At 66.2% G+C, this 20,962-nt stretch carries 20 protein-coding genes; 7 read left to right on the top strand and 13 right to left on the bottom strand.

Annotated elements, in window-relative coordinates; all coding sequences use genetic code 11:
- Positions 1–56: 56 nt before the first annotated feature.
- The 3 genes from EIK80_RS01595 to EIK80_RS01585 all read right to left on the bottom strand — a co-directional run bounded on the left by EIK80_RS01595 (position 57) and on the right by EIK80_RS01585 (position 2,831).
- The gene (locus EIK80_RS01595; RefSeq protein ID WP_233586397.1) at positions 57–1,493 is read right to left on the bottom strand and encodes an amino acid permease; all 1,437 of its coding nucleotides are present in this window, start codon (positions 1,491–1,493) and stop codon (positions 57–59) included.
- 67 nt (positions 1,494–1,560) lie between these two features.
- Positions 1,561–2,562: a putative sulfate exporter family transporter gene (locus EIK80_RS01590; RefSeq protein ID WP_125155213.1), complete on the bottom strand. Its 1,002-nt coding sequence runs from the start codon at positions 2,560–2,562 to the stop codon at positions 1,561–1,563.
- Complete coding sequence (locus EIK80_RS01585; RefSeq protein WP_125155212.1) at positions 2,559–2,831, bottom strand: DUF6356 family protein; 273 nt, start codon at positions 2,829–2,831, stop codon at positions 2,559–2,561. The genes EIK80_RS01590 and EIK80_RS01585 overlap by 4 nt, the downstream gene beginning before the upstream one ends.
- Positions 2,832–2,953: 122 nt before the next feature.
- On the opposite strand from EIK80_RS01585, the gene EIK80_RS01580 reads away from it, so the two are divergent.
- A complete protein-coding gene (locus tag EIK80_RS01580; RefSeq protein ID WP_125155211.1) occupies positions 2,954–3,421 on the top strand; it encodes an Lrp/AsnC family transcriptional regulator in 468 nt (155 codons plus the stop codon).
- A 1,073-nt stretch (positions 3,422–4,494) separates the two neighbouring features.
- Positions 4,495–6,069: a hypothetical protein gene (locus EIK80_RS01570; protein WP_125155210.1), complete on the top strand. Its 1,575-nt coding sequence runs from the start codon at positions 4,495–4,497 to the stop codon at positions 6,067–6,069.
- A gap of 121 nt (positions 6,070–6,190) precedes the next feature.
- Here EIK80_RS01570 and EIK80_RS01565 read toward each other — a convergent pair whose 3' ends face one another.
- Entirely contained in the window at positions 6,191–6,820 is a 630-nt protein-coding gene (locus EIK80_RS01565; RefSeq protein WP_125155209.1) for a TetR/AcrR family transcriptional regulator, read from the bottom strand.
- A 294-nt stretch (positions 6,821–7,114) separates the two neighbouring features.
- On the opposite strand from EIK80_RS01565, the gene EIK80_RS01560 reads away from it, so the two are divergent.
- Both EIK80_RS01560 and EIK80_RS01555 read left to right on the top strand, forming a co-directional pair.
- Positions 7,115–7,957: a UDP-2,3-diacylglucosamine diphosphatase gene (locus EIK80_RS01560; protein WP_125155208.1), complete on the top strand. Its 843-nt coding sequence runs from the start codon at positions 7,115–7,117 to the stop codon at positions 7,955–7,957.
- Positions 7,957–9,048: a glycosyltransferase family 1 protein gene (locus EIK80_RS01555; RefSeq protein ID WP_125155207.1), complete on the top strand. Its 1,092-nt coding sequence runs from the start codon at positions 7,957–7,959 to the stop codon at positions 9,046–9,048. The genes EIK80_RS01560 and EIK80_RS01555 overlap by 1 nt, the downstream gene beginning before the upstream one ends.
- Here the strand turns inward: EIK80_RS01555 and EIK80_RS01550 are convergent.
- Genes EIK80_RS01550 through EIK80_RS01540 form a run of 3 tightly spaced genes read right to left on the bottom strand, consistent with a single transcriptional unit; the run spans position 9,045 to position 10,426 of the window.
- Entirely contained in the window at positions 9,045–9,725 is a 681-nt protein-coding gene (locus EIK80_RS01550) for an HTTM domain-containing protein (protein WP_125155206.1), read from the bottom strand. The genes EIK80_RS01555 and EIK80_RS01550 overlap by 4 nt on opposite strands.
- Entirely contained in the window at positions 9,722–10,192 is a 471-nt protein-coding gene (locus EIK80_RS01545) for a hypothetical protein (protein ID WP_125155205.1), read from the bottom strand. Before EIK80_RS01545 ends, EIK80_RS01550 begins: the two co-directional genes overlap by 4 nt.
- 18 nt (positions 10,193–10,210) lie before the next feature.
- Positions 10,211–10,426, bottom strand: coding sequence for a DUF4287 domain-containing protein (locus tag EIK80_RS01540; protein ID WP_125155204.1), 216 nt, complete (start codon positions 10,424–10,426; stop codon positions 10,211–10,213).
- A 92-nt stretch (positions 10,427–10,518) separates the two neighbouring features.
- Here EIK80_RS01540 and EIK80_RS01535 point away from each other — a divergent pair, with 92 nt between their 5' ends.
- The 3 genes from EIK80_RS01535 to EIK80_RS01525 all read left to right on the top strand — a co-directional run bounded on the left by EIK80_RS01535 (position 10,519) and on the right by EIK80_RS01525 (position 13,389).
- The gene (locus tag EIK80_RS01535; protein ID WP_125155203.1) at positions 10,519–11,013 is read left to right on the top strand and encodes a hypothetical protein; all 495 of its coding nucleotides are present in this window, start codon (positions 10,519–10,521) and stop codon (positions 11,011–11,013) included.
- A 240-nt stretch (positions 11,014–11,253) separates the two neighbouring features.
- Entirely contained in the window at positions 11,254–12,069 is an 816-nt protein-coding gene (locus EIK80_RS01530; protein ID WP_158624622.1) for a LytTR family DNA-binding domain-containing protein, read from the top strand.
- A gap of 114 nt (positions 12,070–12,183) precedes the next feature.
- Entirely contained in the window at positions 12,184–13,389 is a 1,206-nt protein-coding gene (locus EIK80_RS01525) for a serine hydrolase (RefSeq protein WP_158624621.1), read from the top strand.
- Between the two features lie 258 nt (positions 13,390–13,647).
- Here the strand turns inward: EIK80_RS01525 and EIK80_RS01520 are convergent, their stop codons facing one another.
- The 6 genes from EIK80_RS01520 to EIK80_RS01495 all read right to left on the bottom strand — a co-directional run bounded on the left by EIK80_RS01520 (position 13,648) and on the right by EIK80_RS01495 (position 20,845).
- Positions 13,648–14,715: an alpha/beta fold hydrolase gene (locus tag EIK80_RS01520; RefSeq protein WP_125155200.1), complete on the bottom strand. Its 1,068-nt coding sequence runs from the start codon at positions 14,713–14,715 to the stop codon at positions 13,648–13,650.
- A gap of 290 nt (positions 14,716–15,005) precedes the next feature.
- Complete coding sequence (locus EIK80_RS01515) at positions 15,006–15,365, bottom strand: hypothetical protein (RefSeq protein WP_125155199.1); 360 nt, start codon at positions 15,363–15,365, stop codon at positions 15,006–15,008.
- Positions 15,366–16,292: 927 nt separating this feature from the next.
- A complete protein-coding gene (locus tag EIK80_RS01510; RefSeq protein ID WP_125155198.1) occupies positions 16,293–16,907 on the bottom strand; it encodes a DsbA family protein in 615 nt (204 codons plus the stop codon).
- A 106-nt stretch (positions 16,908–17,013) separates the two neighbouring features.
- A complete protein-coding gene (locus tag EIK80_RS01505; RefSeq protein ID WP_125155197.1) occupies positions 17,014–18,327 on the bottom strand; it encodes a hemolysin family protein in 1,314 nt (437 codons plus the stop codon).
- A 144-nt stretch (positions 18,328–18,471) separates the two neighbouring features.
- Positions 18,472–19,515, bottom strand: coding sequence for a substrate-binding domain-containing protein (locus tag EIK80_RS01500; RefSeq protein ID WP_125155196.1), 1,044 nt, complete (start codon positions 19,513–19,515; stop codon positions 18,472–18,474).
- Between the two features lie 70 nt (positions 19,516–19,585).
- Positions 19,586–20,845 carry an OprO/OprP family phosphate-selective porin gene (locus tag EIK80_RS01495; RefSeq protein WP_125155195.1) on the bottom strand — a complete coding sequence of 420 codons (1,260 nt, stop codon included), beginning with the start codon at positions 20,843–20,845 and terminating at the stop codon, positions 19,586–19,588.
- Between the last annotated feature and the right edge of the window lie 117 nt (positions 20,846–20,962).

Here is a 20,962-nt window from a genome sequence, read left to right as displayed (position 1 = left end):
TTTGACGCGGACTGTAGCGATGGCCCCCAAGAATGGAAGAGAGCGATTGGAAGAGCCTAGCGCGCCGCCTTCTCCGCCTGGGCCAGCACGCTCTTGCGCATGCCGTAGGCGAGGTAGACCACCGCGCCGATGATGTGGGCGAACAGGAAGTAGATCTGGGTCTTGGCCGGCAGGCTGTAGAACAGATAGAGGCACCCCAGGATGCCGGCGGGGGCCACGATCTGCCAGGCCGGGGTCGAGAACACGCGCGGGCGGTTCGGCTCGCGCCGGCGCAGCACGATCACCGACAGGCCCACGGCGATGAACGCCGCCAGGGTGCCGGCATTGGCCAGCTCGGCGATGTCCTTCAGCGACAGGAAGCCCGACAGCACCGCCGACAGGGCGCCGGTCAGCAGGGTCATCAGCACCGGCGTGCCGGTCTTGGCGTTGACCTTGGAGAGAGCGCGCGGCAGCAGGCCGTCGCGGGCCATGACGAAGAAGATCCGGCTCTGGCCGTACATGAAGGCCAGGATCACGGTCGGCAGGGCCACGACGGCGGCCAGGGCCACCAGCTGGGCCATCTTGCCGTGCTGCAGGCTCTCCAGGATGAAGACCAGCGGTGCCTCGCTCTTGGAGAAGATCTCGGTGCGCGACGCGCCGATCGAGGCGGCGGCGACGATCATGTAGATGGCCGTGCAGGCGGCCATCGAGCCGACGATGCCGATGGTCAGGTCGCGCTTGGGGTTCTTGGTCTCCTCGGCGGCGGTCGAGACCGCGTCGAAGCCGTAGAAGGCGAAGAAGATCAGGCTGGCCGCGGCCATCACGCCGATCTTGGCGGCGTCCGGCGCGGCCCCGGCCGGCACATGGGCCGAGAAGCCGTTGGGCATGAACGGGGTGAAGTGGCTGGCGTCGAAGGCCGGCAGGCAAAGGGCGACGAAGATGACCAGGGCGATGATCTTCACGAAGACCAGGACCATGTTGACCGTGGCGCTCTCGCGGGTGCCCAGGGCCAGCAGGCCCGCCACCGCCATCGAGATGATCACGGCCGGCAGGTTGACGACGCCGCCGGCGTGCGGTCCGGCCAGCAGGTAGTCGGGAAAGCCCGCCATCTTGAACAGGCCATGAGCGTGGGCCGACCAGCCGACGGCGACGGCCGCGCAGACCAGGGTGTATTCGAGGATCAGGCTCCAGCCGACGAACCAGGCCACCGGCTCGCCCATGGCCGCATAGCTGTAGGTGTAGGCGCTGCCCGCCGCCGGCATCAGGGTCGACAGCTCGGCGTAACACAGCGCGGCGCAGGCGCAGACCGCCCCGGCGATCAGGAACGACAGGATCACGCCCGGCCCGGCCAGGCCCGCGCCGACGCCGGTCAGGGTGTAGATGCCGGTGCCGACGATGGCCCCGACGCCCAGGGCGACCAGGTGCGGCCAGCTCAGGGTCTTCTTCAGCTGATGGCTGTCCGCGTGGCCCGCGGTGATGGTGTCGATCGCCTTGCGACGCGTCCAGATGCTCAAAATCAGGTCCCTCCGACTCTTGGGGCGGACCATGGAGCGGGTTTCGTTCCCCGCCAAGGCCTGATCTTTAGAAGAATATTCTCGTCAGGGCGTAGGCCAGGACCGCGACGGCGACGGTGACCGTCGCCAGCATGACCGCCAGCTTGGGCTCGACCTCGAGCAGGGCCTTGGGGCCGAGCTTGGCCGAAATGGCCCCGACGCCGGCCAGCAGCAGGAAGCCGGAGCAGGCCGCCATGGCCGCGACCAGGGCCGGCGGGATCAGGCCCAGGCCGCGGGCTGCGGCGAGAGCCGCAAAGCCTAAAACAAAAAGCGGCGGGGCCTTCAGCCCGCCGACCACGCCGCCTTGCTGGGTGCGGGTCAGCATCAGGCCGATCAGGACGACCGCCGGGCCCAGCCAGACGATGCGGGCCAGCTTGGCCAGGGCGGCGGTGCTGGCCGTCTCGGGCGAAACCGAGGCCCCGGCGCCGGCCACCTGGGCGACGTCGTGGATCGAGAGGCCGAAGAACACGCCCGACTGGTGGGCGCTCAGGCCCAGGGCGTGGGCGATCGGCGGATAGGCCAGCATGGCCACGGTCGACAGCAGGTTGACGCCGACGATGACCAGCGCCGTCGTGCGCTGGTTGGCCGGACTGGCCGGCGCGGCCTGCGACGCGGCCAGGGCGGCGGAGGCCCCGCAGATCGAGCAGGCGGCGGCCGCGATCAGGGCCTCGGCGAACGGCAGGCCCAGGGCCGTGCCCGCCAGCGCCCCGACGCCCAGCCCGCCCAGCACCACCGCGCCGCTGGCGACGATGGCCGGACCGCCCAGAGCGGCGAACTCGCTCCAGCTGATCTGGGCGCCCATCATGGCCACGCCCAGCCGCAGGCCGGGCTTGGCGAAGACGTCGAGACCCGCGCCCAGCTGGGCCTGCAGGCCCAGGGCGCCGAGCATCATGCCCAGCACCACCGCGACCAGCGGCGCCGGAGCGTGCAGGTTCGCGGCCAGCAGCTTGGCCAGGATCGCCAGCAGCAGGCCGGCGATCAGGCCGGGCCCCAGCCTGCCGGCGCTCAGGCGCAGGGCGGCGGTCGTCATCCGCGGACGGTCTCGCCGGAGATTTGCCCCGAGAGCGGCGCGGCGGCGGCGAAATGGGCGTCGGCCTTGGCGCAGCGGCTGGACAGCCGCTCGTGCAGCCGGCGCACCGTCTGGCTGCCGGTGCGCTCGAAGGCGAACGGCAGCAGACCGTGGACGAGACAGGCCAGGCCCGCGCCCAGCAGGGTGAAGCCGAAGCTCCAGGCCACGCCCATATGCTGGCCATAGCTTTCGCCGACCGACTTGGGATGACGCGTGAAGGACAGGTCCATGGGAGCCCCGTTGCTGTGCCGAGGCCCCCTAGGATGGCGAGGATTCGAAGAAAGACATGGTTTGAAAGGTTACCCGTTCCGCGATACGGAGAATTTCATTCTCCAAAACAGGGGATCGCGAGATGATTGATCTCGATCAGGTCGACCGCCGCCTCCTGGCCATCCTGCAGGAGGACGCCACCGTCGCCATCGCCGAGCTGGCCGAGCGGGTCGGCCTGTCCCAGACCCCGTGCTGGAAGCGGGTCAAGCGCCTGCAGGACGCCGGCGTCATCACCGCCCGCGTCGCCCTGCTGGACCGCGCGGCCCTGGACCTGTCCCTGACCGTCTTCGTGGCGGTCAAGACCGGCCGCCACGACGAGGCCTGGCTGACCCAGTTCGCGGCCGGCGCCAGTTCCCTGCCCGAGGTCGTCGAGTTCTACCGGATGAGCGGCGAGGTCGACTATCTGCTCAAGGTCGTGGTCAAGGACATCGCCGCGTACGACCGCTTCTACAAGCGCCTGATCGCCACCGCCCCGCTGACCGACGTCTCGTCCAGCTTCGCCATGGAGCAGATCAAGTTCACGACGGCGCTGCCGATCTGCCCGAGCTAGGCTCACGGCTTCGCCGCTTCACGCGGCGCGACCGCTGAAGGCGTGTGGGGAGGCGACGGAGCGGCCGGGCGAACCCGGAGACCGTGAGGTTTGTTTTTGTTTCGGCTCGCTGACCGCTCCGCCAGGCTGTTCTTGCCCGTGAGGTCGGGAGGCGTGAGCGTTATCTGCTCGGGTCCCCGTTTACCCCCGGACGGGCGCGGACCAAGTCGATCGGCTACATCCGTCTCGACCCCGACGATCCACGATAGGCGGCTTGTACGATCACCGCCCTGTCGATCCGCTGTCGGCTTTGGCCCCGGAGACTGCCCGTTCGCCAACCGATCCGCCTAAAGAGTACGGACGGGGCGACTTTCGAGCCTCCGGGAACCGCCAGCGGCCCCGCTCAACCTACCCCCGCCGCCGTATTGGGCCGGATCCAAACGCCCTCCCCCGCGACGGGGACGCATTGAGTATCGCGGCGGATTCAACGCGGATCATTCAGCGGCGTGAAAAATCGACAAGCCATTGATTTCGTGGGGTTCGGCGCCGCGAACGCCGAGGATACAGCCCCCTCAATCCCCGTAGATCCTCCCCCGCGATGCGGGGGAGGTGGCCCAGAGGGCCGGAGGGGGCCAGCTGGACCTATGCCGCGCTAGCCCCCTCAGTCGCTCCGCGACAGCTCCCCCGCATCGCGGGGGAGCATCTGGGGCGTGCGCCCTCTTCCCGTCCAAGCCGCCTTCCGCCCCGGAAGAGCGCCCGCCTTACATCTCACGGCGAGACGATCGCAGGGCTGTCCAGGTCACTCAAGGACCGCCCTCCGGGCGGCCGCGCGCGGCGGCGAAGCCGTCCTTGACTGACCTGGACAGCCCTGCACGCTGCAGCCTCCAAGAGATTTAAGGAGGACGCCCGGCGCGGGCGTCGGCTTTGCCTCGCCTGAGGCATTGGAAGGCCCGCCGCCTTAGACGGGATAGCCTTCCATTTGGTAACCTAGGCGCGACTTTCGTTCTTGATATATTCCACTCAGCCGTGCCAATCTTGACTCTATGAAGTTCCCACGGCTCAGCCTCTATCGGACCGGTGGCACGACCACCAATATGAAGCTCAGCTTGCCCGTCCCGCGAACGCCCGACGGCAGGGCTTACCGCTTCTCGCCGAACGAGGACGCGCAACCGCGCCACTTTGTAATAGGCAGCGTCGTGGCCGACGTACCGCTTACCGCAGAGCTCCGCGCGCGAATGAAGCACGATCCGCACATACCGAAGACGGTCTGCCCGTACAGCGGCACAATCGCAGACGATGCGGCGTTCACACATCCAGAAGATCAGAAGGCAGCACGGGAGCTCGTGAAGCACGAACTCGACCGCGACGTCGAAGATGCCGTGGCGCAGATGTTCAAGGACGCATTTAAGGGCAGCAAGCACGTCACCTTCAAGCCCCGCAACCGCAGCATGCCGAAACCGAAGCCACGGTTCACGCGGCAGGACCTCATGCGCGAGCTGGTCTGCGACCACTGCGGCCGCGACTACGGTGTGTTCGCCATTGGTCTCTTCTGCCCCGATTGCGGCGCACCAAATCTCCGGCTGCATTTCACACGCGAGGCCGAGCTCGTCGATGACCAGGTGTCGCTTGCTGAGCAGATCGACGGCGACAGTGAAGAGCTCGCATATCGGCTCCTCGGAAACGCGCACGAGGACGTCCTCACAGCCTTCGAAGCCACGCTGAAAGCGGTTTACCTATATGGCAAGGTTCAGGCCAGTGCGCCCCTCCCCCCAAAGGTTGGCAATGACTTCCAAAACGTCGAGAAGGGTCGGAAGCGCTTCGCCGAACTGGGCATCGACCCGTTCGTCGGATTGAGCGATGCCGAACTCGCGGCGCTCAAGCTCAACATCCAGAAGCGCCACGTGATCGGGCACAATCTCGGCGTCGTCGACGACAAGTTCGCGACCCACGACGGTGCCGCAAAGGTCGGTGAAACCGTGCATCTTGTCGGTGAGGACATCCGCCAGTTCGCAGCCATCAGCCAGAAGGTCGTTGACGCGCTGGACACCTGGCTCGGCGGCAGCGCGTCGCCAACGATCAATCAATCACATTTATTACTGAACGTGAAGGAGCCCGAGGCGCACCCGGATGATCCGAAGAACCTCATGGACCTCGACCTCGAACTCTCTCTCCTCGCGCGGAAGATTGCGGTCTGGGTCGCCGAGCAGGATAGCGATGGTTGGCGCAACTTTGTCGACCCCGACAAGCTGCGCGAGGCCTTCAAGGACAATAGCGACTCGGAACTCGAGGAAGCGATCGCGGAGCTGGAGACGGATGGATTCGCAGAGATGTCGCGCACACTCGGCGGCGGCCTGCCGGCCTTCCGACCTTCACTCGACCTCTACTTAACGTTCGATAGCCTGGCGTTCGATCGGGATTCAATAGCTGACACCATAACGGTCGGCGAACTTGTGCTGGCAGGCGATGACAGCGTCAGTGGCGAGACGATCTTCGAGCAAACCGGCTGGGATGAACGCCGGTTCAATCCGGCGTTCGAACATATCGCGTCGCAAATTCCCGACGGCCGCGTGAGCAAGACCTTCGGCACAAAGTTCACAGTGCCGTGGTTCCACATGCTTCCTGAAGATCGCGTCCGAATGAAGCGCTTCGTCGCCAACCTCAAAGGCTAGCCAGCCCCCGAACGTGAGCGTTGGCAGTGTTATCCGCTTCAACGAGCAAGGATTACCGGGGCAGCTTAGAAGGTCTGGTTCGCAGCACGCTCCCAAAGACTGCTTCTTGCGAAACTCCCCCCTATTCCGGCCACAAATCCTGCACATCACCTTTCCGGTTCAGCATGTGCGTGGCCCGCTTGATCAGCATCAGCAGGCGCTCTTTCCGGCCGTCCTTGTCGTAGGTCAGGGTCGTGCGGGCCAGGCCTTCCAGCATGAAGCGCGCCAGGTCGCGGCTGGCCTGGAAGCGGGGGCCGGCGCCGGCGTGGAGGATCTTCAGGAAGTGGTCGCCGGCCTGGGCGCGGTCGAACTCGGCCTGGGCCGGGGCCAGCAGGGCGTGGATGGCCGGGTCGGTGCGGCCTGCGTCCTCCAGCTCGCCGAAGGCCAGGAACGGCACGCTGTGCAGCAGGTCCCAGTAGCTGTCGATGGCGTGCTCGGTGACGTCGGCGCCGGCGGGCAGGTTCTCGGCGGCGGCGCGGAACAGGGTCGAGCGCTCGGCCTGGATGTGGGCCACGGCGGCCTCGACCAGGGCCTCGCGAGTCGGGAAGTGGTAGAGCATCGCCCCGCGCGTCAGGCCGGCGGCGTCGGCGATCACCGGGTTGGTGGCGGCGTGGTAGCCGATCTCGGCGAACAGGCGCATCGCCTGGTCCAGAATCCGCGCGCGGGTCTTCTGGGATTTCGGCGTGTCCTTGGCGAGGCGGGCGGCGTCCATGCCGGTGATCTAGTCGCCGCGATGCTGCACCGCAACAGGCTTGCCGCCCTCGAGCAACCCCAAGCGGCGAAAGGGATTGCTTATCGGTCCAGAATTTTGACAATCACGTCGAAACTGCGCGTTTCGCGGGCAGAGCCGGGCCGAAGCGCGGGAAGCGGCGCCGGGCCGGCCGGCGGATCGGCCGGGCCCCCGTTTCATTAAAGCGACATGCAATCAGCTTAATCGCCTGCCGTTGGCCGCCATCTTCCGATCCGGGGACGGAACGATCTCGCGGCGCCACACGGGGGTTCGACCATGAGCGCCGACGTCGCCGTTCGCCGCTACCGCTCCATCTTCATCAGCGATCTGCACCTGGGCACGCGCGGGTGCCAGGCCGAGCTGCTGCTGGACTTCATCCGCCATGTCGAGTGCGACAAGCTCTATCTGGTCGGCGACATCATCGACGGCTGGAAGCTGCGCAGCGGCTGGTACTGGCCCCAGGCCCACAACGACGTGGTCCAGAAGATCCTGCGCATGGCCCGCAAGGGCACCGAGGTGATCTACGTCCCCGGCAACCACGACGACCGGATCCGCGACTTCTGCGGCGTCCACTTCGGCGGGGTGATCGTGGCCCGCGACGTGATCCACGAGGCCGCCGACGGCAAGCGCTATCTGGTCGTCCACGGCGACGAGTTCGACGGCATCGTCCAGCACGCCAAGTGGCTCGCCTTCCTCGGGGATTGGTCCTATAGAACCATCCTCATGCTGAACACTCTGGTGAATCGCCTGCGGCGCCGCCTGGGGTTCGGCTATTGGAGTCTGTCGGCGTTTCTGAAGGTCAAGGTGAAGAACGCGTTGCAGTTCATCGAGAACTTCGAGGCCGCCGTGGCCGACGAAGCGCGACGTCGGGGGGTGGACGGCGTGATCTGTGGTCACATCCACAAGGCCGAGATGCGCGACATCGACGGCGTCCGCTACATCAATGACGGCGACTGGGTCGAAAGCTGCACGGCCCTGGCCGAGCACGCCGACGGCCATCTCGAGATCCTGGAATGGGCCAAGCTGCGCTCGTGGTCGGTGATCGACCGCGCCCGTTCGGTCGCGCCTCAAGCCGCTGAAGCCGCCGACGAGCCGTTGCCGGAGCCCGCCGCCGCCTGATGCGAATTCTGCTTGCGACCGACGCCTGGGAGCCTCAAGTCAACGGGGTGGTCCGGACCCTGACCCGGGTGGTCGAGGAACTGCGCGCCATGGGCCACGAGGTCGATGTCGTCAGCCCCGAACAGTTCCCGACCTTCCCGCTGCCGACCTATCCCGAGATCAAGCTGGCGATCGGCGCCTACGAGCCGGTGCAGGAGCGCTTCAAGCAGTTCGAGCCCGAGGCGATCCACATCGCCACCGAGGGTCCGATCGGCCTGGCCGCGCGCCGCATCTGCCTGGAGTGGAAGCTGCCGTTCACGACCAGCTATCACACCAAGTTCCCGGAATATGTCTCGGCCCGCCTGCCGCTGCCGCTGGCGGCCGGCTACACCTACATGCGCTGGTTCCACAAGCCGTCGGGCCGCCTGATGGTGGCCACGCCGACCATGCGCGACGAGCTGGCCAAGCACGGCTTCCGCAACCTGTCGCCCTGGTCGCGGGGCGTCGACACCGACATCTTCAAGCCGCGCGTCGAGGGTGATCCCGACCCGTTCGAGGGCCTGCCGCGCCCGATCTTCCTCAATGTCGGCCGCGTCGCCGTCGAGAAGAACATCGAGGCCTTCGCCAGCCTGGACCTGCCGGGCACCAAGGTCGTCATCGGCGACGGCCCGCAGCGCGAGGAGCTGGCCGAGAAATATCCCGAGGTGAAGTTCCTGGGCGCCAAGTTCGGCGACGAGCTGGCCCGCTATTTCGGCGGGGCGGACGTGTTCTGCTTCCCCTCCCTGACCGACACCTTCGGCCTGGTGATCCTGGAGGCCATGGCCGCCGGCGTGCCCGTGGCGGCGTTCTCGGCCCCGGGTCCGGTCGACATCATCCCCGGCTCCAACGCCGGCGTGCTGGCGCCCGGCCAGACCGACGGCCTCAAGGAAGCCTGCCTGGCCTGCCTGGACCTGGACCGCACGGTGGTCCGCAAGTTCGCCGAGAAGTTCTCGTGGCGCTCGTGCGCCGAGGAGTTCTTCCGCAACCTGCAGCCCTATCCGGAGCCGGAGAAGACCCGCTTCTGGCGGCGGCTGCGGCGCCTGGCGCGGCTGCGCAAGAAGACGGCCGCCTAGAGCAGCCGTCCCTGCAGCCACAGGATGGCCGGATAGGTCGCCAGCCAGGTCCAGAAGAACCGGTTGAGGCCGAACAGGCAGGCATTGGCCAGGTGGAAGGTCGCCGCGACCGCCAGACCGGCGACCAGGGCCGGCTTCCACAGCAGGGTCAGCGGAAAGGCCAGCTCGAAGCCCATCACCGCCCAGGACATGACCCGCAGCAGCTGGGGCCGCTCGGCGAAGCGACGCAGATTCTGGGAGACCGGATAGGCGGAAAACTGAAAGACGTCGGCCAGCGCCCGGCCCGAGCGCCAGTCGGGATTGACGATCTTGACCCCGCCCGAGATGAAGTAGCTGAGCATCAGCTGCGCGCCGAGATAGCCGAACGACAGCTCCTTCAGCGCCGGGGTCGGCAGCAGCCGGGTCAGGACCAGGCACCACAGCGCCAGGAGGCCCATGCGGTCGCTGCCGCCGTTATAGGGCCCCTGGAAGCGGTGAAGGATCAGCAGCGACAGCCCCGCCAGCCCGACCAGCGGCCAGGGCGCGGCGACGCCGGCGATCACCAGGCCGCACAGGACGACGCGGACGCCGAACAGGATCCGCTCGTCGCGGAAGCCGCGCAGGTGCTCCAGGCTCTGCTGGACCAGGGCCAGCGCCAGCAGGATCTCGGTCAGGCGGACGGCCGCTTCAAGGCTCATCGGATCGCGATGTCCTTCAGCAGCCGAGGCGCGGGCTGGACCATCACCTCCTCGGTCAGCGCCTCGCCCTCGCGGCTGACGAAGACCAGCCGAAAGCACAGCCACGGCCGCGTGGGGTCCTGGGGCTCGAGGGCCCCATCCGCGACGAGGTCGGCGGCGATGCGCTTGAAGAGTTCGGCCTCGCTGTGGGCCGGGTTGCGGTCCTCGGCCAGTCGCTCGGCGCAGCTCATCACGAACAGGGTCTGGTTCCAGCGCGGGTTCCAGAAGAGGCGCTTGAGCAGGGTCGCCAGCGACACGTGCTCGGGCCGAGGCCGGAACGCGCGCCAGACGCCGGTCGTGTCGCCGGGCGAGGCCAGCAGGGCGTACTCCACCCGCGGCGCCGGCGCGATCACGTCGAAGAAGTTCCACGACGGGATCAGGGCGGGGAGCAGCAGCCTGAGGGGGGCGAGGAGGGTTCCAGTCGTCATGCTCCGCTCCTCCTGGCGCTACTTCAGACCATCCTGCGCCAAGGTGTGCGCGACCACCGCGTTGGCGTGGCCATGGCCCATGCCATGCTGATCCTTCAGAAGCGCGACCAGGTCCATGTGCCTGGCGGGATAGCCGTCCCGCACGATCTGCTGCCAATGGGCGATCGGCTGGCCGTATTTCTTCTCGATCGAAGGAAAATACGACGCCGGTCCCTTCACGGGGTCTTGGGTCATGGGCAACTCCTGATCGCCCCGATATCGCACCGGGCGACCGGGCTCCGCAACGGGTGGTTGTCGGACTTCACGCGACCGAGCATCATCCGCGAATGGTCACGTTTCACCAGTTCGAAGACAGTATTCCAGACGAAGCCAAAGCCCTTCGATTGATCGGCATGCCTGTGTCGGTATTCGACCATTGGCTCACGGAAGACGAGTTTATCAACACGACCCCGTTTCTTTCATACGGCGAGGCCAGGGAGAAGGGTTTCGCCGCCGACTACCTTGAGACGGAAGACCGGTTCCTGACACTTCTCGATGGCATGGCGAAGGGCGGAGTCTCTTTGATCCGCTTTCCGGATGGGCTTCAGCGGGTGAGCGAGACCTCTTCTAAATGGCGAAATATCGTTCGCAGGGGGCTGCGCTACAAATCCTCGGATGAGCTGTACTTTCATCAGTACGAAGCGCGCTTCCTCTTTGGCTGGGATCTCACGCACTGGTTCATTTTCCGGGAGAGAAGCAACACCGTCGCCGTCGCTGATCTGGTGAGGAAGGCGGGTCTTCATGTCCTCGACTTGCACCCATCCGTCGTGGCGGCCGACTAGGTCATCCTAACCCACAAGCAGACGCCTGAAGGGGCGGACAAGGGTGGATGGAAGACGTTCGCTGCGCGTCTAGGCTATCGTTGTTGCGCGCCAATAGCTGACCCGGCCCGCGTGTCGCCATGCGGACATCGCCGATCCCGGATGGACGGGAGCCATTGCGAACGCCGGCGCACAGTGTGACCTTGGAGGATGCGTTTGCGCCCTCGCCTCACAATCGGAAACCCATTCGGACCGGACACGGTGGCGACCGGCGGGCTGCTGGGTCTGGGCCTGGCCTTGCTCTTTCTCGGGTACCTGATGGCGTTCGCCGCCACCTTGGACCAGCCGTTCGTTCGGTCGGCTGGCTTCGCCGCCGTCAACACGCTGGGCGCCGGCGTCACCGCGTTTCTCTTCCAGCCGGTGCTGAACCGCCTGGTCTTGGGCCGTCGCGCATGTAAGCTGATCTTGCTCCACCCGCTTTTGGCGGCGGCGTTCTCCATCATCTGGTACTTCTGCACCTTGGCCGGCTACGCGCTGTCGCCTGACTGGCTGGACCGCGGCTTGAAGGCCGCGCCATTCGCCCAGGGGGCGCTTAGCTGGCAGATCTTTCAGGGCGTAACGGTCTATGCGGCTCTGGCGCTGTTCACCGCCTGGCGCGCCGCCGTACAGGAGTTGGCGGTCTTGCGTCGATCGAGCACGGTCACCAGCCCCCAGGCCGCTGCTCCGCCGTCCGGCCCCGCCAAACCCCCTCTGTCCGCCTCGCTCCTGATCCGCTGCGACAGAGAGGTCGTGCCCATCCTGGCCAACGATCTGATCCGGATCACCGGAGCCGACGGCTATTCGGAAGTGGTCACGCGCCAGCGCCGCATCCTATCGACCACGCCCCTGTCGCGGTTCGAGGAAATGCTTCAGTCCGATCAGTTCGTACGGGCCCACCGCTCCCACATCGTCCGCTTGGGCGCGGTGGCGCATGCCGAGCCGGCCGGAAACGCCCGCATGTTGCTGCACCTTGAGGACGGCGAGAGGATCATGACCAGCCGCGCCGGCGCCAAAAGGCTGCGAGAGCTCACTGTTTAGCCGGCGCGGCGCGTCGGTTCGGCCGTGCATGCGTCGATTGGCGGGTTTTTCCTCGGCGTCTTCCGACGCGAGGCTAGACCCATGAGCTCTCTCTCCGGCCTAGCGGATCCTTTCATGTGCTCCCGACACCTGGGTGCGATTTCGCGCCTCACCATCACCGCCGTCTTGCTGCTCGCCAGCACCCTTCCCGCGCAGGCGAAGGCGCCTCGGAACGCGCTTCCATCGGCGACCGACGTCCGTGCGATCGACCGGCTCGTCAAGCGCCACAGCGTCGTCACCGCCGGCATGGGCGTCATTCGCGGTGGGGTCCTCGTCTGGCAGCACCATGCCGGCGAGCAGTCGCCGGGCGTTCCGGCCAGCCCCGCGACGCGCTACAACGTCGCCTCGATCACCAAGACGGTCACGGCCGAGACGATCCTGCGCCTCGTGGGCCAGGGGCGCCTGTCTCTCGACGAGTCGATGGCGGCCTATTGGATCGATCCCGACTTAGCGAGCGACCCGCGCGTGAGGCTGCTCACGCCGCGCATGGCGTTGAACCACACCACCGGGTTGCCGAACTGGCGCTTCTTCCTGCGCGGCGGCAAGCTGGCCTTCCAGCAGACGCCCGGCGAGCGCTACGGCTATTCCGGAGAAGGCCTGGACTACGTCGCCCGCTACGCCGAGCGAAAACTCGCCACGCCCTTCCCCGACCTCGTCGACGAGACAGTATTCAAACCGATCGGGATGAACCACAGCAGCATCGTGGTGCATCGCGGCGATACCGAAACGATCGCTCGGCCCATCGACGAGCGCGGCGTCTTCCACGGCTACTACTGCCGTCCGGCGGGAAAGGCCGCCTGCCGAGCCGAGGGAAGCTATGCCGCCGCCGACGACATGGTCACGACGGTGGACGACTACGCGGCCTTCCTGCGCGCGGTGGTCGACGCCAAGGGCTATGGCCCGGCCCTAGCCGCCGATCGCGATCGCATCCAGACGGACAAGGCCGACCAGCGGGTCGTCGACTGCGCCGCGCGCCCAGCCGTCCTTTGCCCCGACGCGCAGGGCTACGGCCTGGGCTTCAATGTGCTGCGCTATGGCGACGCGGTCATCCTTGAGCACGGCGGCGCCGACTGGTCGGAGCTAGCCGTGGCCTATATCGCCAAGCCGTCTCGCTCGGGGGTGATCGTCTTTCTCAACGCGCCCAACCGCCGCGCCCTCGCCGCCATGCCCGAGATTCTGGAACGGATCGATCCCGGCTCGCCATTCCTGCAGGAATACCGGCGGTGGCTCGCCGAAGCCCAGGCGCAAGAGGCAAAGGCCGCGACAACACCGAAGTCCTAGGATCGGAAAGCGCCAGCTTTTCGCGTTTCGCCTGACCAAGCCGAATGTCCGCTCGGGGTCGGGTGCAGCAGTGAACGCCGCGCCGGTACCGGACATTGGGCACCATTCAGGTAGCGGACCTGGCGACGGTCTGCTCGGGGTGGGGAACGGCCATTTATTCGTCGTTGGGCGCAAGGACCAGCGAGCCTATTTTCGCCTGTGCTGCGCGAAGACTTCGAGCCGACATCGTACGATCGGATATCGGTGGCCGCGCGCACCTCACTGTCCGTCCTTCACCATGGCCTCGCCGCGAACCTGCTCCAGAGCCGTGAGTTGGGCGTCGATCATCGTCTGGTTGGGGTCGTGCCCCGTACGGGCGAGCGGCACGAACACCTTCTTCGGCGCGGTCAGATCGTCGAAATAGGCTTTGGAGACCTCCAGCGGGGTCACCAGATCCGCCTCGCCCTGCAGCATGTAGACTGGCATGGAAAACGCCATTCCCAGCTTGCGCAAGTCGATCTTCGGCCCCATGCCGTCGCCAGCGAGGCCGACGAAGTTCAAAAAGGAATAGTCCTCGCCGGCGGTGTAGTCGGTCTCGTAGGCGGGGGTGTCGTAGCCGGGGCCGAACGTGAACCAACCCTTGGGCGGGGCGTCGGTCGCCAGACCCTCGTACTTGCGGGTGATGCGGCGCAAGATCCCGAAAGCACGGGGATTGGTCCACGGCGGGGCGCCGAGATCCTCCAGCTTGCCAATCGACTCCGTGTCGCCGGCGGCTCTCGCCAGACCCAGGGTCTTGGCGTAGCTGGCCGCCATGTCCAGTTGGTAATTCACAAGCTGGGCTGTGCCGACATAGGCGCTGAATAGGTCCTGGGCCGCCATGGCGATGTTGACCGCCAAGGCCGAGCCCCAGGAGCCGCCCATGATGATGACTCTGCGCTTGCCGAAGCGCTGGGTCGCATAGCGGGCCATCTCGACGCCGTCGGCCGTCAGGTGCTGGAGGGTCAAAGGCTCGTCTTCGGCCGGCTTGTTGGCCCCATAGGTCTTGCCCGAACCACGCTGGTCCCACTGGACGACGGTGAAGTCCCTTGCCCACTCGCCGAACAGGGCGTGGGCGAAAGGTGTGTTCGGGTTACCGGGACCGCCGTGGACGATCAACACCACCGGATTGGCGCAGTCGCGCCCCTCGACCGTCACCCACTGCCGGATGCCGCCAATGGTGATGAAGCCGGACTCGTTGATGGGCTGGCCCAGCGTTCGACATCCCGGGCTAAGCTCCGTCGCGCGGGACTCCCCGACGATGCCCCAGGCCAACAGCAACGCCGCCGTGGCCAAACTCAATACCCTCATGTCGCCCCCAAGACGCCGCTCATCACCCAGGATGGACGTGCGAGCTGTGGCGCTTATCACCACGGGCGCTTGTGGCGAAGTCGAAACCCAGGGCGTCGCTCAAGGTTTGTTTCGCTAGAACAGCCCTTGAAGCGCAAAGATGAACCGCCTCGGAAGTCTAGGGCATGTGCAATCAGCGCCACGGCCCCGCTCGCCCAAAGCGGACAGTTTCAATTTCTGAGAGGGGTGGATCCAAGACATTGGCGTGCTGGAACTGCTCTAGTCACTGATGGCTTACGCGAGGTCCGCCTTCAAACCGGATTGGCCTTGATAAACTTCCGCCAGCGCCTTTCCAGGCCGGCATTGGAGAGCGGCGAGCCAGGCTTCCTTCGATCCAACGAGGTCAACCATTTGTCGATTTCCAACTTGTCGAACGCTTGGCCGAGAGGCGTAAGCTGCGAGTGGAAGATGACCAAATCGGCGCGGCGTGAAACATCAATGTCCGCAGCGATCAAGCCATGTTCGGCAAGAAACTCCGCGAGCAGATAGTAGCTTTCAGAGACCCGGCGATGCCACTCGCCATCGTCGGGGATCTCATTCAAATGCTCATCATAGCTCCGAACAACGCGCTCGAAGACAGAGGGTAGGTCAACGACCTTCCAGTCAGCCATAGGGAAACGATGACATGGCGGGCGCCGCCTTCCAAGATTGGACGAGCCCGTCAACGGACCGAGCGAAGGTCTGGCTAGGGTCGTGAGCCGTCTTCCCTAGTCACCCCCGCAGCAGACGCCGACGTTCGTTGATGCTAGGTAGGCGACGCGGCGGAGGGAAGGACACCCCGTTAGGGTCACCAGAGGGTAATGCTGACCGCGCCCAGGGTCTTGGGCACCGTCTGCGTAATAGTCAGGCGCAGACCCAGCCCCGCCGCACCTTCATGTCCGACTAGGGTGGTCAGGAGACCTTCACCTGACGCCGATGACGTGGCAACTTCGCGCATGGGCCTGATCCTACTGCCAGCAATCCTCTGCCTTGCGACATGGGCATACAGGGCCGCGTTTGGCGCTGCGTTGCTGGTAACCCGCGCCGAAATGAACTGGCCGCGACGCCTTGGCGACATAGCAATCGCTATAACGACGCTATTTGCGGCAGCGATTATACTTGATCAGATTCCAGCTGCGCGGCGTTGCTTTCTTCTCGTGGATTCTAGCTGCCCCGTGCCGGGAGTTGACCTGATAGGCGAGGTTGGCTTCGGCCTTCTGTTCCTATGGCCTCTAAGCGTTATTGCCACTGCGTGGGCTGTTTTTGAGATTTTCCTTCGGTTCAAACGTAGACGTGCAGTACGCGGCGACTGAACCTAGCTCTGCCAAAAACTGGACGTGCCCCAACGTCCGACTTGGGTCGGGAGGGGAAATCAGCCCCCGGCCACAAGCCCGTCATCCCCCGCATATGCGCGGGGCCCATCTGTCCGCCGCGGGTGCGGAGCGGAAGAAAGCTTACGTTGACGTTGAACCATGAGCCCCGCGCATGAAGCGCGGGATGACGACGAGGATTGGGGCCGCTTGCGGACGCCCGGCTCGGCAGCGCCCACTCCCCTTCAGCTAGGCGGCCGGCGGCGCCGCGCGGATCTTCGGGATCAGGTCCTTTAGCTGCTCGTCCGAAAGCGCGCCGCGGATCAGATAGCCGTTGATCACCAGGCCCGGCGTGCCTTGCAGCGCCAGGAGGCCGGCCTCGCGGGCGTTGCGCGCCAGGATGGCGTCGATGTCGCGGCCGTGGGCCTTCAGGTCCCTCGCCAGCCTGGCCCCGTCGACGCCGGCCTGCCTGGCGACGGTCTCGACCATGTCCTTGTCGCTCAGCCGCGTGGGCGAGAGCATGAAGGCCCGATGCACCGCGTCGTACCGGCCTTGATAGGTCGCCGCCAGGGCCACCCGCGCCGCGTACTCGGACACGTCGCCGAAGATCGGCCACTCCTTGTGGACCACGGCCAGGCGGCGGTCCGCCTTCAGCGCGTTGGCCAGCACCGGCTCCATGCGTTTGCAGTAGCCGCAGTTGTAGTCGGCGTACATCACGATCACGACGTCCGCGTCCGCCGCCCCCGCGCGCGGCGCGCCAGGCTCGCGCAAGAGGTCCTTGAAGCCGTAGTCGCCGGCGCCGGCCGGCGCGGAAACGGCGAAAGCGACCAAGGCGGCCAGAGCCATGACGTGACGAAAAAGCATCGGGTGCTCCAGGAACGGTCGATCGGCTGGCTGGGCAAGGGCGGCGACGCGCCTTGAGATCCAGAACCTGTCCTGGGCGCCTCAAGATCGCGACGCTGGAATGGCCCTACCCCTCCAGGGGGCCCTTCCTGGGCTTGCCGGGCTTGAGGATGACCTTGTCGATCCGCGAACCGTCCATGTCGACGATCTCGATGTCGAAGGCGCCGATGGCGACGTGCTCCCCCTCCTCGGGTATGCGGCCCAGGCGGTCCAGGATCAGACCGGCGACGGTGTGATAGCCGCCATCGGCCTCGAAGTTCTCGCCCAGGTGATCGTTCAGTTCCTGGATGTCGAGGCGGGCGTCGATCAGCCAGCTGCCGTCCTCGCGACGGATGAAGCGCTTCTCGTCGTCCTCGTGGTCCTCCGGGAAGTCGCCGGCGATCATTTCCAGCAGGTCCAGAGGCGTGATCGCGCCCTGCAGCGAACCGAACTCGTCGACGACCAGGGCCATGTGCAGGCTGGTCTGCTTGAATACCCCCAGGGCCTTGAGCAGCGACATGGTCTCGGGGATGGCGATCGGCTGCTGGACGTGGGCCTTCAGGTCCAGGGGCTCGTTCGACAGGCAGGCGTCCAGCAGGTCCTTCTTCAGCACCACGCCGACCCCGCCGTCCAGATCGTCGTCGGTGGCGACCAGGATGCGCGAGTGGGCGCTGGCGCGGATCTCGGTCAGCACCTGCTCGGGGCTGTCGGCCAGGGACACCCAGAAGAGGTCGCGGCGCGGGGTCATGGCCACGCGGACGGGACGGTCGCCCAGGCGCAGCACCTCGTTGATCATCGCCCGCTCCTCGGGCTCGATCAGGCCGGCGTCGGCGCCCTCGGCCAGGACGGTCTCGACCTCCTCGGAGGTGATGCCGCTGTTGCGCTCGTCGCGCACGCCCATCAGCTTCAGCACGGCGGCAGTGGAGACGGTCAGCAGGGTCACGAACGGGCGCAGCACCGTGGCCACGATGGCCAGGAACGGCGACATGCGGCGGGCGATCACGTCGGGGAACATCAGCGCCAGGCGCTTGGGCACCAGTTCGCCGAGGATCACCGAGACATAGGTCAGGCCGATGACCACGATCGTGGTGGCGACGGCCTCGGAATATTTGGCCAGGGCAGGGAGGGTGGTCTCCACCCATGTGTCCAGCGCGCTGGCGATGGTGGCCTGGCCGTAGGCGCCGGCGAAGATGCCGATCAGGGTGATGCCGACCTGGACGGCTGACAGGAACCGCGTCGGGTGCTCGGCCATGTCGAGGGCCAGCTTCGCGCCTCGATCCCCCCGCTCGGCGAAGCCTTGCAGACGGGCCTTGCGGGCCGAGACGACGGCCAGTTCGGACATGGAAAAGACCCCGTTCAACAGAACGAGGAGAAAGACGACGGCGAGCGCGACGAGGATCATGGCCCTGCAGGGTCAAGGACGCGGGCCCGGACGGCGACCGCGGCGCGGGCATGGGGAGACCCGGCGCGGCCCACTATACAAAGAAAAACGCCGCGGCCCATAGGACCACGGCGTCTGTCTTGGTCTAACTCGACCGGCGCCGGCTTAGGAAGCCGGACGCGCCATCGTGGTCTTGTTGGCCACGGCCGCCTTCTGGGCTTCGTGCTGACCCGGAGGCAGCGGGATCAGGCCACGGCCTTGCAGGTAGCCGCCACGGCCCGTCGCGGCGTCCGAGGTGAACTCCTTCAGGAACTCTTCCAGGCCCGGGGTGACGCCGATGTTGGCCTTCTTCACGTAGATGAAGAGGGTGCGCGACAGCGGGTACGAGCCGTCCGAGATGGTCTGGGCCGAGGGACGCACGCCGTTGACCGAGGCGCCCTTGATCTTGTCCATGTTCTCTTCGAGGTACGACCAGCCGAAGACGCCCAGCGAGCCGGGGGTCTTGGTCAGGGTGCCGACGATGGCGTTGTCGTTTTCGCCGGCGTCGATCCAGCCGTCGCTCCGCAGCGGGTCGACCTGGGCCTTGAACTTCTTTTCGTTGTCCGAGCGGATGGCGTCCAGCGTCGGATACTTGCGGGCGCCGGCCTCGATGGCCAGCTCGACGAAGGCGTCGCGGGTGCCCGAGGTCGGCGGCGGGCCGTAGACCTGGATGCGGTTGCCCGGCAGGCCGCCGGCCACGTCGTCCCAGTTCTTGTTCGGGTTCGGGATGAACTGGCCGTTCTTATACACGAGCTTCGAGAGACCCATGTAGAGGTTCTCGGTCTTGAAGTTGTAGTCGGCGCCGTCCTTGTCGGTGGCGACGACGATGCCGTCGAAGCCGATCTTGATCGCGATGATGTCCTTGACGCCCTTGGCGGCGCAGGCGTCGAACTCGGACTTCTTCATCGGACGCGAGGCGTTGGCGATGTCCGGGAAGCCTTCGCCGTTACCCGAGCAGAACAGCTTGATGCCGCCGCCGGTGCCGAGGCTTTCGATCTTCGGAGCCTTCTTGCCCGACTTCTTGGCGAAGTTCTCGGCCGTGCGGGTGGCGAACGGGAACACGGTCGACGAACCGGCGGCCCACACATAGTCGCGGGCGGCGTGGGCGGGCGCGGCGGCCAGGCCCGACAGGGCGACGGCGGCGGCCGCGCAGGACAGGAGCTTCTTCATGGTCATTTCCTAAGGGAATGAAGCAAAGGAGGTCGGGCGGACCCGAGGGTCCGCCCGAAAACTGGGTGTCTTAGAAGTCCAGCTGAGCGCGCAGCTGGAACTGCTTGATGTCGTAGTCCTGGTTCAGGCCGACATTGTCGGACTTGCCGTCGGTGTAGTTGGCCTGGAAGCGGACGTACGAGGTCGGGTAGTAGTTCACGCCCAGGGTCCAGCCCGTGTACTTGCCGGCTTGCGAGGTGGCCGGCTTGACCTTCAGGGTGTCGTAGGCGTCGCTCAGGTCGGCGTAGTCGTAGCGCACCGCCAGTTCCAGGCCGCCCATGCCGCCGGCCGTGACCGGGTTCAGGATCTTCGGACGCTTGAACTCACCGGCGGCGGCGTCGTAGTTGCGCATCTCGCCGGTCGGCCAGAACGACACGAACGCGTAGCCGACCTTCACCTTCGGATCGTCGCCGACGACGGCCGGGTTCTGGCGGGTGACGTCGATGTTCGAGTACTCGCCCTGGATCGAGAACGGGCCGTGGACATAGGCGCCTTCGACGGCCAGGGTCTTGTCCCGGTTGCCGATGCCGCCCGTGGTGTAGAACGTGGTGCCGTTGCTGTAGGCGGTCGTCGTGCGGCCGGTATAGGCGAAGGCGTTCTCGTCGCCGCGGTTGCGGTAGCGATACGACAGGGCGACGTGCAGCTTGTCGGTATCGGTGTTGATCGGGGCGAAGTGACCGCGCGCCGTCAGGCCGAAGCGCTCCTTGCTGTCGGCGCCGGCGTTGGCGACGTCGGCGGAGTTGATGCTGTTGCCTTGGACGGCGAACGTGGCCGAGTAGTTGAAGCCCTGGTACTTGGCGACCGCGCTGAGCAGGTAGCTGTCGACGCCGAAGTCACCGTAGGGACCACGGTCCATGAAGGTGGTGAAGCGGGTCGAGGTCAGGTTCTCAAGGCCGGCGGCCTTGATGTTCCCGAACAGCAGCGAAACTTGTTCGTTCGGCTTGTACTCGATGACGACGTCGTCCCACGAGGCCGAGCCGCCGTTCACCCAGCCGCCTTCGGCCTTGTAGGCGAAGTAGTTGTTCAGCTTGCCTTCGACGCCCAGGAACACCTGGCGACCGCGCCAGTTGCTGGTCTTGTAGTCGCCGCCGGGGCCATCCCGGCTCACGTCCTGATTGACGTAGTCGACCAGGATACGACCCCGAAACTTGAACATCGTGTCGTCGTTCGAGAACTGCGGCGCGCCGCTCCACTTGTAGGCCATGTCCTGGGCTTGGGCCGCGACGCCCAGGCTCAGAGCAAACGCGACGCCCAGCGCCGAACCGGCGACCAGCGAGGTCTTGATGCTCATTGTGAAGTTTCCCCTTGAAGTGCCCCTGCCTCTCTCGCCCGATGAAGGACGGGATCAGGACAGTCGCGGGCTTACCGGGGGGCCATGACGGTTCCGCCAATGATTTGTGACAGCCGC

Source organism: Caulobacter sp. 602-1 (assembly GCF_003931565.1).
Classification (GTDB): Bacteria; Pseudomonadota; Alphaproteobacteria; order Caulobacterales; family Caulobacteraceae; genus Caulobacter.
The sequence above is the reverse complement of the archived record's forward strand: the minus strand, read 5'-3'. Positions and strand labels throughout refer to the sequence as shown.

Excerpts from the sequence above, each read along its gene's own strand:
- EIK80_RS01590 (WP_125155213.1), bottom strand. The coding sequence starts at position 2,562 with ATGACGACCGCCGCCCTGCGCCTGAGCGCCGGCAGGCTGGGGCCCGGC.
- EIK80_RS01585 (WP_125155212.1), bottom strand. The coding sequence starts at position 2,831 with ATGGACCTGTCCTTCACGCGTCATCCCAAGTCGGTCGGCGAAAGCTAT.
- EIK80_RS01580 (WP_125155211.1), top strand. The coding sequence starts at position 2,954 with ATGATTGATCTCGATCAGGTCGACCGCCGCCTCCTGGCCATCCTGCAG.
- EIK80_RS01570 (WP_125155210.1), top strand. The coding sequence starts at position 4,495 with ATGAAGCTCAGCTTGCCCGTCCCGCGAACGCCCGACGGCAGGGCTTAC.
- EIK80_RS01565 (WP_125155209.1), bottom strand. The coding sequence starts at position 6,820 with ATGGACGCCGCCCGCCTCGCCAAGGACACGCCGAAATCCCAGAAGACC.
- EIK80_RS01560 (WP_125155208.1), top strand. The coding sequence starts at position 7,115 with ATGAGCGCCGACGTCGCCGTTCGCCGCTACCGCTCCATCTTCATCAGC.
- EIK80_RS01555 (WP_125155207.1), top strand. The coding sequence starts at position 7,957 with ATGCGAATTCTGCTTGCGACCGACGCCTGGGAGCCTCAAGTCAACGGG.
- EIK80_RS01550 (WP_125155206.1), bottom strand. The coding sequence starts at position 9,725 with ATGAGCCTTGAAGCGGCCGTCCGCCTGACCGAGATCCTGCTGGCGCTG.
- EIK80_RS01545 (WP_125155205.1), bottom strand. The coding sequence starts at position 10,192 with ATGACGACTGGAACCCTCCTCGCCCCCCTCAGGCTGCTGCTCCCCGCC.
- EIK80_RS01540 (WP_125155204.1), bottom strand. The coding sequence starts at position 10,426 with ATGACCCAAGACCCCGTGAAGGGACCGGCGTCGTATTTTCCTTCGATC.
- EIK80_RS01535 (WP_125155203.1), top strand. The coding sequence starts at position 10,519 with ATGGTCACGTTTCACCAGTTCGAAGACAGTATTCCAGACGAAGCCAAA.
- EIK80_RS01525 (WP_158624621.1), top strand. The coding sequence starts at position 12,184 with ATGTGCTCCCGACACCTGGGTGCGATTTCGCGCCTCACCATCACCGCC.
- EIK80_RS01520 (WP_125155200.1), bottom strand. The coding sequence starts at position 14,715 with ATGAGGGTATTGAGTTTGGCCACGGCGGCGTTGCTGTTGGCCTGGGGC.
- EIK80_RS01515 (WP_125155199.1), bottom strand. The coding sequence starts at position 15,365 with ATGGCTGACTGGAAGGTCGTTGACCTACCCTCTGTCTTCGAGCGCGTT.
- EIK80_RS01510 (WP_125155198.1), bottom strand. The coding sequence starts at position 16,907 with ATGCTTTTTCGTCACGTCATGGCTCTGGCCGCCTTGGTCGCTTTCGCC.
- EIK80_RS01505 (WP_125155197.1), bottom strand. The coding sequence starts at position 18,327 with ATGATCCTCGTCGCGCTCGCCGTCGTCTTTCTCCTCGTTCTGTTGAAC.
- EIK80_RS01500 (WP_125155196.1), bottom strand. The coding sequence starts at position 19,515 with ATGAAGAAGCTCCTGTCCTGCGCGGCCGCCGCCGTCGCCCTGTCGGGC.
- EIK80_RS01495 (WP_125155195.1), bottom strand. The coding sequence starts at position 20,845 with ATGAGCATCAAGACCTCGCTGGTCGCCGGTTCGGCGCTGGGCGTCGCG.